Origin of the sequence: Larkinella terrae, from assembly GCF_009668025.1 — a bacterium.
Lineage (GTDB): Bacteria > Bacteroidota > Bacteroidia > Cytophagales > Spirosomataceae > Larkinella > Larkinella terrae.
Genome location: NZ_WJXZ01000002.1, coordinates 345,787 through 357,996 on the forward strand (window position 1 = coordinate 345,787; position 12,210 = coordinate 357,996).

13 protein-coding genes and 1 pseudogene are annotated in these 12,210 nt (G+C 49.8%); 8 read left to right on the plus strand and 6 right to left on the minus strand.

Annotated features, from left to right (window positions below):
• Positions 1 to 42 precede the first annotated feature (42 nt).
• Together GJJ30_RS05485 and GJJ30_RS05490 are read left to right on the plus strand one after the other, a co-directional pair.
• Positions 43 to 918: a cupin-like domain-containing protein gene (locus tag GJJ30_RS05485; protein WP_154173981.1), complete on the plus strand. Its 876-nt coding sequence runs from the start codon at positions 43 to 45 to the stop codon at positions 916 to 918.
• 48 nt (positions 919 to 966) lie between these two features.
• Complete coding sequence (locus tag GJJ30_RS05490) at positions 967 to 1,815, plus strand: cupin-like domain-containing protein (protein ID WP_154173983.1); 849 nt, start codon at positions 967 to 969, stop codon at positions 1,813 to 1,815.
• Positions 1,816 to 2,028: 213 nt separating this feature from the next.
• Here GJJ30_RS05490 and GJJ30_RS05495 read toward each other — a convergent pair whose 3' ends face one another.
• Positions 2,029 to 2,490, minus strand: a complete 462-nt coding sequence (locus tag GJJ30_RS05495; RefSeq protein WP_154173985.1) for a hypothetical protein — start codon at positions 2,488 to 2,490, stop codon at positions 2,029 to 2,031.
• A gap of 104 nt (positions 2,491 to 2,594) precedes the next feature.
• Between GJJ30_RS05495 and GJJ30_RS05500 the strand changes: the two genes are divergently transcribed.
• The 4 genes from GJJ30_RS05500 to GJJ30_RS05515 all read left to right on the plus strand — a co-directional run bounded on the left by GJJ30_RS05500 (position 2,595) and on the right by GJJ30_RS05515 (position 6,642).
• A complete protein-coding gene (locus GJJ30_RS05500) occupies positions 2,595 to 2,948 on the plus strand; it encodes a hypothetical protein (protein WP_154173987.1) in 354 nt (117 codons plus the stop codon).
• Between the two features lie 88 nt (positions 2,949 to 3,036).
• Positions 3,037 to 5,043, plus strand: coding sequence for a TonB-dependent receptor plug domain-containing protein (locus GJJ30_RS05505; RefSeq protein WP_154173989.1), 2,007 nt, complete (start codon positions 3,037 to 3,039; stop codon positions 5,041 to 5,043).
• Between the two features lie 8 nt (positions 5,044 to 5,051).
• The gene (locus GJJ30_RS05510; protein ID WP_154173991.1) at positions 5,052 to 5,561 is read left to right on the plus strand and encodes a molybdopterin-dependent oxidoreductase; all 510 of its coding nucleotides are present in this window, start codon (positions 5,052 to 5,054) and stop codon (positions 5,559 to 5,561) included.
• A gap of 4 nt (positions 5,562 to 5,565) precedes the next feature.
• Complete coding sequence (locus GJJ30_RS05515) at positions 5,566 to 6,642, plus strand: cytochrome c peroxidase (protein WP_154173993.1); 1,077 nt, start codon at positions 5,566 to 5,568, stop codon at positions 6,640 to 6,642.
• A gap of 274 nt (positions 6,643 to 6,916) precedes the next feature.
• Here the strand turns inward: GJJ30_RS05515 and GJJ30_RS05520 are convergent, their stop codons facing one another.
• Positions 6,917 to 7,165: a hypothetical protein gene (locus GJJ30_RS05520; protein WP_154173995.1), complete on the minus strand. Its 249-nt coding sequence runs from the start codon at positions 7,163 to 7,165 to the stop codon at positions 6,917 to 6,919.
• A gap of 874 nt (positions 7,166 to 8,039) precedes the next feature.
• Positions 8,040 to 8,228, minus strand: a pseudogene (locus GJJ30_RS05525) (glucosylceramidase); the annotation flags it as partial.
• 117 nt (positions 8,229 to 8,345) lie between these two features.
• Between GJJ30_RS05525 and GJJ30_RS05530 the strand changes: the two are divergent.
• Complete coding sequence (locus GJJ30_RS05530) at positions 8,346 to 9,221, plus strand: DMT family transporter (RefSeq protein ID WP_154173997.1); 876 nt, start codon at positions 8,346 to 8,348, stop codon at positions 9,219 to 9,221.
• Here GJJ30_RS05530 and trxA read toward each other — a convergent pair.
• On the minus strand, positions 9,218 to 9,544 hold the full coding sequence (gene trxA / locus GJJ30_RS05535) for a thioredoxin (RefSeq protein WP_154173999.1): 327 nt from the start codon (positions 9,542 to 9,544) through the stop codon (positions 9,218 to 9,220). The two genes, GJJ30_RS05530 and trxA, sit on opposite strands and share 4 nt — an antisense overlap.
• 83 nt (positions 9,545 to 9,627) lie before the next feature.
• Positions 9,628 to 10,110, minus strand: coding sequence for a Cif family virulence factor (locus tag GJJ30_RS05540; protein WP_154174001.1), 483 nt, complete (start codon positions 10,108 to 10,110; stop codon positions 9,628 to 9,630).
• A gap of 118 nt (positions 10,111 to 10,228) precedes the next feature.
• Between GJJ30_RS05540 and GJJ30_RS05545 the strand changes: the two genes are divergently transcribed.
• Positions 10,229 to 11,032: a methyltransferase domain-containing protein gene (locus GJJ30_RS05545; protein WP_154174003.1), complete on the plus strand. Its 804-nt coding sequence runs from the start codon at positions 10,229 to 10,231 to the stop codon at positions 11,030 to 11,032.
• 246 nt (positions 11,033 to 11,278) lie between these two features.
• Here GJJ30_RS05545 and GJJ30_RS05550 read toward each other — a convergent pair whose 3' ends face one another.
• Positions 11,279 to 12,190 carry an FKBP-type peptidyl-prolyl cis-trans isomerase gene (locus tag GJJ30_RS05550; protein ID WP_170299133.1) on the minus strand — a complete coding sequence of 304 codons (912 nt, stop codon included), beginning with the start codon at positions 12,188 to 12,190 and terminating at the stop codon, positions 11,279 to 11,281.
• Positions 12,191 to 12,210: the final 20 nt, after the last annotated feature.

The window sequence follows — 12,210 nt, forward strand, 5'->3', positions numbered from 1 at the left end:
ATCCCAAAAGAATTTAACCGCCGGTAACCCTAACTCTTTTAAATGATGCAACAGCTGGAAAAAGAAGAATTAGAGATAGAAAGAATAGGTTCGATCAGCTACAAAGAATTTGTTGAAAACTACGTAAAACCCGGAAAGCCGGTGGTTTTTAAAAAGGCTTTTTCCAGCTGGAACGTCAAGGAACCGTTTGATCCTGCTTTTTTTAAAAAGCATTTCGGTACTTATACGACGACGCACAAAGACAAGACCTACACCATGAGTGAGGTATTGGACATTACCGAAAAAAGCACACTGGAAAACCCGGCGCCGTATCCGATGGGGTTTGAATTGCGAACGCAATTGCCGGAATTCCTGTCCATGCTGAACCCGATTCACATGAATTATGCGTTTCCGAACTGGTTCCGAAGCAAGTTGATACCCAAAAGCCGGTTTGGGAACGACATGCAGATGTACATCGGCGGAATCGGAAATCAGTATGTTTTGCACAAGGATCTGTTTCATACCGATGCCTGGGTCACGCAGTTGTACGGCGAGAAGAAGTTTATCGCCTTTCCGCGCGATCAGGAAGACTTGCTTTATCCGGAAAACAAAGGCACCCGCTCGCCAATCAATTATTTAAAACCGGACTACGAAAAATACCCGAAGTATCGGCATGCAACACCTTTAAGTGTGGTTTTAAAAGCCGGAGAAACCATTTATATCCCGAACGGAATCTGGCATACAACGGTGGCTCCGGGGCACAATATCTCCATCGTAGTAGAACAACTAAGCCGGAATAACTTTCATGCCTGGAAAAAAGATATCTACGATTACGGGATAAAGCGGGGGAGGATAAAAGGTATTTTACAATATGGATATGCAACACTGATCGGACTGCTCTTTAAAGCCAGAGAAATAGCAGGTTATAAATTTAACTAATACGAATTAGAACCCTTACATAATCGAAAACATAAAAATTGTCCGGTCATGCAACAGATAGAAAAATTAGATTCAATCACCTATGATCAGTTTATAGAAAACTATCTCAAGCCCGGTATACCAGTCGTTTTTAAGAATGCGTCATCGGCCTGGAAATCCAGCCAGCAGTTCGATCCGGCATTTTTCAGAACGCATTTTGGCAACCATAAAACAACGTATAAAGGGAAAGAATATTCGATGAATGAAATTCTGGACGTGACTGAAAAGAGTACGTTAGAAAACCCGGCGCCTTATCCCATTTTATTTGAAATTCCGCTGCAATTACCGGAGCTTTTGCCGATGGTTGAGCCCATTCATATGAACTACGCTTTTCCGAACTGGTTCCGAAGTAAATTCATGCCATATGGCAAATTCGGGAATAGCATTCACCTGTTTATTGGCGGGCCGGGTAACCAATATTCGCTGCACAAAGACATGTACCACACCAATGCCTGGATCACGCAGTTATATGGCGAAAAGAAATTTGTCGTGTTTCCCCGCGATCAGGAAGACTTGCTTTATCCGGAAAACGCCAGCTTTATTTCCCCAATTAATATCATGAAACCGGATTATGAAAAATATCCCCGGTATAAGGAAGCAACGCCATTAAGTATTATTTTAAAACCGGGTGAAACCATTTTTATTCCGAACGGAATCTGGCACACAACGGTAGCCGCCAGCCACAATATCTCCCTGATTTTTGACCAGTTGAACGGCTATAATTTTAAGGCGTGGAAGAAAGATATGTACGATTACAGCAAGAAAAGAAGCACGTTCGTCGCCGTCGCGAAATACAGTCTGGCTCAAACGCTCGGCTCGCTCTGCAAATTAAGTGAACTGGCAGGCAGCAAAATGTAACCCGCCAAACAGTGATCAATCGCGCTGGAGCTGCGGAGCCAGCGCGATTGCCAATCTTCTTCAGACCTGGCCAGGGCGCTAATCCCGCGCACCAACTTCCGGCCCCGGTGGCATCCCACCTTCTTTCCATTCAAAAGTATTTCGATCGGTCGGTTGCCTGACGCTGCCTCGTGTAGCCGACAGCACCAGCGGTTTTGCCCCAACAACCCGGTTTTACAACAAATTCAACTGCACCAGGACCGACAAAAACTGGTAACAACCCGTTTTGAGATGGGTAAACTCGTCGGAAAGGCCGGCAATCTGCAGTGAAATAGCCGAATATAGACTCAAATGCGGTTTTCCGCACTTCTGACACCCGGCGAAACCGCCCGAACCTTCACAAAGCAGGTCGGCCCGCAGGCGGTGAAACCAGACTTTCAGCCGGTTCAGGCGCTGGCTATAATCGATGGCGCGCTGCCGCAGATTCTGGTGATTATACTGCTCGAGCACATCGTTCAGCAGCACCAGCAACTGGTCAACTTCCTGTTCATAGCTCGTCAGCGTGACGCTCCAGCGCTGGTTTTCGGTATGACATTGATTCAATAACGGCAAATCGGCAATTGGATTCTTCAACGGTTCCATCGTTTCCAGATTTTCCGTAAAGTTGCCGGTTGGGCCGTCGTTTTTCCATGACATTCGTCAGTTGCCGACCCAACTAAAATCAGTTACCGGACTAATCCCGGTCATCCATCCGGCGTCTTTTCCCACCCAATTTTGTGTCATCAATAATTCTTAGGACGATGAACACGAAACTCACTTTGCCCGCTAATACCGCTGCTGAACAGAACCACAATCTGAGCTGGCGTACTCAATATAATAACGCGGTTAAGCTGCTCGAGACCGGCGATTACCGGTTTACGATGATGGTCGCCATGCTGATCATTCAGAGCTGCATCATCACCCCGGTTTCCCTGCTGGTTTTCCAGTATTTCGATTTCGGTTACAGTGATATCTTCGCCGGAATCGCGGTGGTGGCCTTTTTTGGCGTGTTGGTGTCTAATCTGGGCCTGTTGTCCGTGCGGTTTTGTATCCGGCTTTTCACCGTTAACGTGTTGCTCCATGTGGTGATGCTGGCCCTCCACTTCGTGCGCTGAGGGTTGAATTATCCGGTACGGCGTCATTCAGTCGGTAAAAGCGTTATATTTGCTTGGATATAACGCCTAACCAGACAAACCGTTCTGAATGAAAGATCGTTACGCTTCCTTACTCGGAAAAATTGCACTCAGTTTAATCCTTTTCCAACCGGCTTTTGCGCAACAGTCCACCCCTGTTGACTCAAGCCGGGTTTTCAGTTTGGGCGAAGTAACGGTTTTGGGTCGCCGGAGTCTCGACTCGGCCAATACCGTCCAGAGCGGCCGGATGGAGTTGTTCAACCGGCTCGATGTGGGCCGGGCGCTCAATCTGCTGCCCGGCGTCAATTTGTCGACGATGGGGGCGCGCAACGAATCGATGGTGTACGTGCGCGGTTTTGATTTGCGGCAGGTGCCGGTTTTCATCGACGGCATTCCGGTGTATGTTCCCTACGATGGCTACGTGGATCTGGGGCGGTTTACGACTTTCGACCTGGCTGAAGTTAATGTTGCCAAAGGGTTTTCGTCGGTTACTTACGGACCCAATACGATGGGGGGCGCCATCAATCTGGTGTCGCGCCGACCCCGGAAGCGGTTTGAATTTGAAGGACGTGGCGGGTTGATGAGCGGTCAGGGCCACCGCTACAACCTGAACGTTGGGACGAATCTGGGGAAATTTTACTTCCAGGCGTCGGCTTCGCAGTTGAAACAGGAAACGTTTCCCTTGTCGGACAAATTTGTGAAACATACCCAGGAAGACGGCGGTGACCGGCAGAATGCGTACCGCAATGACCGGAAATACAGCCTGAAAGTCGGTTTTACGCCCAACGCCACCGACGAATACACCCTCAGTTACGTCAACCAGAAAGGAACAAAAGGAACACCGCCCTACGCGGGCGACGATATGAAGCAGACGCCCCGGTTTTGGCAGTGGCCCAACTGGGACAAGGAAAGCTGGTATTTCATTTCCCGTACGGCCCTGACAACTAGTAGTTACCTGAAAGTCCGGTTGTTTTACGACAAGTTTAAAAACCTCCTGAGCTCTTTCGACGACAACACGTATACGACGCAGAAAAAGGGCTCTTCCTTCAATAGTTATTACAACGATGACACCAAAGGTGGTTCGCTCGAATACGGTAACCGTTTGGCCGAAAGACATAACCTGAAAGCGTCGTTTCACTACAAACAGGATCGTCACCGCGAAAACAACCAGGGCGAACCGGTTCGGACGTTCATCGATCAGACGTATTCGCTGGGAATGGAGGACGTGTTTCGGCTGACCAGTCAACTCTCGCTGGTGCCGGGCATCAGCTACAATTCACGCCAGAGCCTGCGGGCGGAAAATTACGAAAGCACGACCCGCATCATCAGGCCTTTTGCCGGTAACAACAGCTCCGCTCTGAACGCACAGGCCGGATTATTTTATACCCCAACCGCCGATCGGCAACTGAGCTTCACCGTTGCGCGTAAAACCCGCTTTGCCACGATCAAAGACCGGTATTCGTACCGCTTGGGTGCTGCCATTCCGAATTCGGACCTGAAAGCCGAGTCGGCGCTGCATTTCGAAGCGGCTTATGCCGATCAGTTCAATCTGGGCAAACCGGGTCGGAACCTGACGCTGCAGGGCAGCCTTTTTTACAGCAAGCTGACCGACGCTATCCAGCAGGTCAATAACGTCCAGCCCAACGTTTATCAGTTTCAGAATACCGGCCGGGCCGAGTTCTACGGCGGAGATTTGTCGGTCAGGGTGCCGATCGGTTCCGCCCTGCAAACCGGGGTGCAGTATTCGTACATTCACCGCCAGAATCGGAGCAATCCCGACCTGAAGTTTATTGATGTTCCTGACAATAAAGTGCTGGTTTTTGCGCAGGCTCAGTTGCTCCGCCGGGCCACCTTGCTGGCCAATGTCGAATACAATTCGGATCGGTACAGCACCAGTTACGGCACAAAGGCGAAAAGTTTTGTGGTGGCATACGCCAAAGCGTCGGTGCGGATTGTGCGTTTCGTGAGCCTTGAAGGCGGAATAAATAATATCTTTGATCAGAACTATGCCCTCGCCGAAGGCTTTCCCGAACCGGGCCGTACGTATTTCGTAAATCTTCTGCTGACCAACTTATAATACCGACCATGACCCGATTTAACTTCCTGTTTCGCCCGGCGCATTGGGCCTCGTTTGTTCTGATTGGTGCGTTTTGTCTGGCAGCCGGTACCGGTTTTGGCCAGATTACCATTTCCGGAGAAGTCACGAAACCGCTGACGCTCCAGGCTGCCGATCTGAAAGCCCTGCCGCATACCGAAGTAACGGGCAAAGACCGCGACGGCAAAGAACACAAATATGTGGGTGTGCCGCTGGCCGATCTGCTCAAACTGGCGGGTGCCACGATGGGCGGGGAGTTGCGGGGCGAAAACCTGATGAAGTATGTCGTCGTGAAAGCCATCGATGGCTACGAAACGCTGTATGCGTTGCCCGAACTGGATACCGATTTTGCTACCCGAACCATTATTCTGGCCGACAGCGTCGATGGATCGCCGTTGCCGTCGGGTGTCGGGCCGTACCGGATTGTGGTTCCCGGCGAGAAAAAACCGGCCCGCTGGGTGCGCGAAGTGAAAAGTATCGAAGTGCGGTTTGCGAAATAAAAGGATGACTATCAGTCGGTTTGTTCTTTTCGGATGCGTGGCGCTGGTTGCTCTGGTGGCTTTCCAACCCGCTGACGACCCGGTTCCGACCGGTCCGTATGAATTGCGCTATCCGGCTTCGTTCGGCGGACGTTTCAACATTCCGGTCGACAATCCCATGACGCAGGAAGGCGTTTATCTGGGGCGGCTTTTGTTCTATGAACCGCGTTTGTCGGCCACCGGAACGGTTTCCTGCGCCAGTTGCCACCAGCAGTCGCGGGCTTTTACCGACGGCCTGGTCCATAGCGTGGGCGTGAGCGGGAAACTGACGCGCCGGAATTCGATGTCGCTGGTGAATCTGTTGTGGGTTCGGCAACTGTTCTGGGATGGTCGCTCGAATAGTCTGGAAGAACAGACACTGGTGCCGCTCCAACACGCCGACGAAATGGGGTTGAAACCGGGTGAGGCCGCCCAATGGTTGCAGAAAACCGCTGCGTATCCTGCGCTTTTCCGGCGCGTGTTTGGCACGGATACCATCACCGATGCCCGGATTGCCAAAGCCATTGCCCAGTTTGAACGAACGTTGATTTCTGCCGATTCGCCCTACGACCGGTTTCTGGCCGGAAAATATGTCTTGACGGCTGCGGAAGAACGCGGATTGCGGTTGTTTTCGGCGGCCCCGAATTCCGGGCGCGGAATCCGGGGTGGCAATTGCGCGCACTGCCACGGCGGTCCCAAACTGATGCAGGAGTTATTTCACAACAATGGTCTCGATTTGAAAGCCATTGATCCGGGGCGGCAGGAAGTAACGGGCCTGGATCTAGATCACGGCCGGTTTCGGGTGCCGACCCTGCGCAACATTGCGCTGACCGCGCCCTACATGCACGACGGCCGGTTTGCCACGCTGGCGGCCGTTCTCGATCACTACAGCGACCACGTTCAGGCCAGCCCCACGCTGAGCCGCGAACTGGTTCCGGCTCAGGCGGGTGGCCTTGGCTTAACACCTACCGAAAAAACCGATTTGCTCGCTTTTCTGCACCTGCTAACGGATACGGTTTTTGTCAACAATCCGCAGTTTTCTAACCCGCACATCCGGCATTGAAAACAGCCTATGGTTAAAGAGAGAATAGTAACAAACACTGTCTAAATCGCCCCCACCCCTAATGCGGGCTTTTGCATCCAGATCGAGAAGCCCCCTTTAGGGGGTGGGGGGGCGGTTCTCAGCAAGGGAAGTTCTAAATCTTAGCCAAAAGAAAAGCATGGAAGACTACGTCTTTGATTTTTAGCCAATTAGCCTTTAGTCCCTTTTCTTTTTTGAATATAGGTTTTAAAGTTTAAGGTTTGTCATACAACCCCAAAATCATAAACTTTAAACGTTAAATATAAGGCTGTGAATGAGTGGTTTGCAGGCTAAGGACTGACTTGATGCGGTTTTGCAGTTCCAGATCCAGCAATCGGGCGTATTCCGTCCATTCCTTGTCGGCGGCTATAAACTGATCCCCTCGTTCCGTTTCATCGGCTTTGTAGTGCTTCTCGGCATCTTTTACGTAAGATGCGGCCAGATTGAGGGCATAATCGTACATTTTCTGGATCTCTTCAAACGAAAGCTCACTTAGATTTTTCATGTGACTGGTTTATCGTGTGGACTATAAACCACCGGAGCGCGCTAAATGTTAAGCCGGTTTACATTATTGGCACGCAAAACGCCGGAGCCGCTTTTTCATTTTTTGCAAGGGATTCTACAAAATTGCCATTTGGTTGACGGATGTTACCATTTATGGTATTTTGTTCAGTATTGGCATTTATATTGTTTAAGTATTTTTGTAAGTATAAGTACTCTAACGTGTATTAAACAGGTAAAAATAACTATGATTGAATCCATTCGCTCTTACCTCCGTTTAAGGCGACTTGCCAATGCTTTGCATGAATCGCAGCAAAAGCAGTATTTTAACCAGATTGATGCCATAAAAGAGTGTAATCGACTATTCCGAAACGGCAAGAAAGACTACTCAGTCGTTAAACACCAGCACCAGCAGATCTATTGGGTAGTTCGTACAAAGTCAGCAAAAATCCTCGCAACGGAGGGCCACAGTATTCTTAAACCTTATAACAAATAAGCAGTTATACGCTGAAAAGGTAAGTATTCGGTGCTTTTGAATCGATGCAGCCAGCAACCTGGAGTTACTGGCTGCTCTTTAGTTTACCGTCGGTTGCCGGAAGGGGTGTTGTATACGAATATTCTGACAATAAGTAGGCATATTTACTCGAAAACAGTATGGAAATAGCCTGGTTGATAACAGGAGTTGTATTGCTTTATTATTGCGGAAAAGCGCTGGCAGCTCCAGGCAAACCCAATTGGAATAAAGCCATTGTGTCCGCCATGTTCTGGCCCTTTTCGATATTGATAAACGGGCGATCCGAGAAAGAAGGTCGGAAGTCGTAACTTACCAGACGTACCTTCTCACCGAACCCGCCGGCTCGTTCAGAACTATCAGCGCCCGGCGTTTTGAAGGCGACATTCGGGAGATTCGGCGCAAGACTGGACGCAATCCGGACGGAACCGGGCCGGACAAATTTGGACGCGGAGGCAACGATGTAATACGCCGGATTGTGGGTGACGGTATTACCGTCGATGGTTAGCACACCCAGACAGCGATCGCAGCCGCCGATGGTATGCGGTTTTTGCTGCGACAAGGCTCATCAGAATGGGTTTTTGGGCGGACGGTTTTCATGGCTTTTCAAGCGGTTTGACCGGTTTTCGCCGGGCAGACATTGACAGAACAAATCGGATGGCTACCTTTGTTTATGTCTTCCCGCCTAAGTTTATTCATCGGCGTTCTGTGCATCAGTATCTTCCCGGTTCTGGTCAAATCGACGCCCATTTCCGGCATCAGCGACGCATTTTACCGCATGAGTATCGCTACCGTACTCATCTGGCCTTACGTCGTTATCCGTAAAAAATGGCAGCCCGAAACACTTCGTTACTGGAAACCGATTGTGCTTTGTGGGGTATTTTTTGCGTCCGATATCGCCGTCTGGAACCTGTCGATCCACTACTCGACCGCTACGCAGGCCAGTTTGTTGACGAACCTGTCGCCCATTTGGGTGGGAATCGCTACGTTTTTGTTTTTTCCCGAAAAACCAAACCGCTACTTCTGGCTCGGAACGGCCCTGGCGGTTATTGGGCTGGTGTTGTTGATGGGCATCGAAATGTTCATTCAGATGAAATTCGACAGCGGTTTTTTCTTCGCCGTGTTGTCCGGTCTGTTTTATGCCGCTTACATCGTCGTGAGCAAAACGGTTTTGAAGAAGGTGCCGATCCTGAATTTTATGGCTTGCAGCATGACGGTTTCCAGCCTTTTTCTGGTGGTTTTGTGCCTGGTTCTGGGCGAACCGCTGTGGGGATTTGAACCCCGAATCTGGGGTTCTTTGATTATTCAGGCCCTGATTTGTCAACTGCTGGGCTGGTTTTCGGTCAGTCATGCGTTGCAGAAGATCGACGCGCAGCGGGTTTCGTTGAGTTTGCTCAGTCAGGCGGTTGTGACCGGTTTAATCGCCTGGGCGTTTATCGACGAAAAAATAACGCCCCAAATGATCCTCGGCGGAATCATTATTCTGCTGGGAATTGCCATCACGTTTAAGCGTACACGTACCCACGGACCGGCGGGCAGACCCGTTTAGCCCGTTACCTGCCGAACCATCGCTTCGAGTTTCTGAAGCGGCAGCACGCCCGATTGTCGCCAGACCACTTTTCCCTTATGAAATAAAATCATCGTCGGCACGCTCTGAATCTGGTACGTACTGGAAGCCCAGCGGCTTTTATCGACGTCTACTTTGATGATCCGTAGTTTATCACCCGTTCGTTCGGCGAGTTGCTTTAGTGTAGGAGCCAATACTTTACAGGGCCCGCACCAGTCGGCGTAAAAGTCGACCAGCACGGGTTTGTCACCCCGGATTATATCGTGAAACGATTCGTTTTGAGTCGTGTTTGCTGCGTTGCTCATGATCGGATGCCGGGCAAAATAGTCACCGACAACTGAATAACAACGCGATCCGTCGGGAAGTTTTTTCGATTTGGATTTTGAGTCTATTTGCTGGCCTGAACCGTCGTCATGGCGTTTAGATTGGTGAGTGCGCAGACGTGGATGATCTTCCATTTCCCGCCAATCTTTTCGACTACCCGCGATTCTTTGGAAGTAGTTTTTCCGTGGCTGTCAATCAGCATCTGATCGTACCAGACAAAAGCCATTTTTCCATTGATGTGAATCTCATAATTGGTGTTCATAATGGAAACGCTGTCGGCGGGCCGGGCGGTGGAAAACTGACTTTTAAACTGCTTCTCCAGATTATCCCAGCCTTTGATGAGGGTAAAATCTCCTCCGTACAGATTCGCGGCAAAATAAATGTAAGGGACATGCGCCCAACAATCTGCCCATTTTTCCTTGTCCCGTTTAAAGAAACCTTCCGTTTCGTTGTAGAGAACGGTTTTGATGGCCACCTGGTCGTTCTGCCCCCAGGCAGAAAAAATCGGGCCAACCATGACGATGCATAAAATCAGAAGCTTTTTCATGATCGTATTTGTGAATGGTGTAGATGAAGATAACCCGTTTTATTGTAATAATCAAATATTATTTTGTATTTTAACTGTTAATACGTATAATGTACTTATCGCTATTTATTTTCGGGCTATGTCAGACCAAACCGCCACCACCCGGGCCGAAATGCCAAAAGCTGCCAATCCGATTCTGGAACGCAGAACCGTTGAAAATGGAAACCGTAATTTGCTGAAACACCTGAAACCGGGGCTGTCGGTGCTCGACGTCGGTTGTGGTTCCGGCGCCATTACGCGCGGTATTGCCGAGCTGGTGGGAGCGGAGGGGCGCGTGCTGGGCATCGACCCCAGCGGAAACCTGATTGCTCAGGCACGGCAGCATTCCGAAGCCCTGCCACAACTGGATTTTCAACAAGCGGATATTTACGGTTTTGAAACCACCGAACAGTTCGATATTGTTACCTGTGCGCGGGTTTTACAGTGGCTGGCGAAACCGGAAGAAGCACTGGCCCGCATGGCGAAACTGGTAAAACCGGGCGGTTTTCTGGCGGTGCTGGACTACAATCATGAAAAAGTGGAATGGACGCCGGAGCCACCCGAGGCTATGAAGAAGTTCTACGGCGCGTTTCTGAAATGGCGGGAGGAAGCCGGTTTCGACAATGCGATTGCCGACCATTTGAAAGACCAGTTCCTGAAACTCGGTTTTGAGAAAATAACGGTTGAACCGCAGTTTGAAATCAGCGTGAAGAGCGAACCGACTTTTGCCACGGCGAGTCGCATCTGGTCCGAAGTCGCCGAACTTCGCGGACCGCAGCTGGTAAAAGACGGTTATGTTTCGGAAGAAGACCGGCTTGCGGCCATTGAAGCCTACGACCAGTGGATTGCCACCACCGGCGAATCCATGCGGTTGTATTTGCTGGCGGTGGAGGCAAAAAAATAGTTTATAGTTTACGGTTTTGGTTTAGGATTGGCTGACGCGTTCTTTATTTAGCGCGTGTCAGCCAATCCTAAACCAAAAACCGTGAACTATTAGTGACTGTCTAAACTTTATAATTTCCCTTCTTTCGCGTTGCCCCCAACCCCCTAAAGGGGGCTATCAGATCCGGATAGTTAAGCCCCCTTTAGGGGGTTGGGGGCAACATAGAAAACATGATTTACTATTTTTGGACAATCTCTTAAACCTTATTTATTTTTTAACCGATTTGACGGTTATTTCAAAAGCCAGCGGGGTGTAAGGTGGAACGACGTAGTAGCCTTTCGACTGATCGTAACTGCCCTGGACGCCGTAACCGCGTACGGATGGAAACACCAGCAACGCTTTGTCTCCTACTTTTAACCGGGTAATACCCGTACTAAAACCTTCAATATATTGGCCGGACCCGGCAACGAAGGTTAGGGAATCACTTTTATCAAAAGGAGTTGTTCCGCGCAGTGAATTAGCTGTATAGGCCACGGTAACGGTATTTCCGGCAGCGATGGTCGAACCGGTTCCCGCCGTTGTCCGATACACACGGATGCTGTTTGCGGTATCGATTGGAGCGGGCAAATTTTTAATGGCAGCGTAATCGTCCATTTGCTCTTTTTCCGTCCGGGAGCGTTTCAGCGTGACATCGAAGATGACGGCACTGTATTCCGGCATTTTATTACTCCGGGTGTCATTGCCAAATCCAATGCTGGATGGCATAAAAAACCGCCCGCTCTGGCCTTCTTTCAGGAGCAGAAAACCTTCCTCCAAACCCTGAACAACGACGCCGGGCAGGAAAGGAATATAGGCGGATTTGGTGGCGTTGGCGCTGTCGACCAAAACCGCCTGTTTCGTGATAGCATCGATATACGATAGTTTATACGTAAACTCCAGCTCGTCGCCACCTATTGCAGATCGGCCGGTTACTGAACTGCCGGTAATGATGTAGTACAATCCCGAAGCCGAGGCCGTTACTTTATCCTGTAACTGGTTGGCCGTGAGGTAATCTTTAATTTGCTGATCGTTCAAAGCCGCCTGCCCCGCACTCGGATCGGTGAGATCTTTGTTCAGACAGGAAGTCAGCCCTGCAACGATTAATAAGGCAATAACTGTACTCAGAAGTTTGGAATTCATGCTCGCCATTAAATAGATAA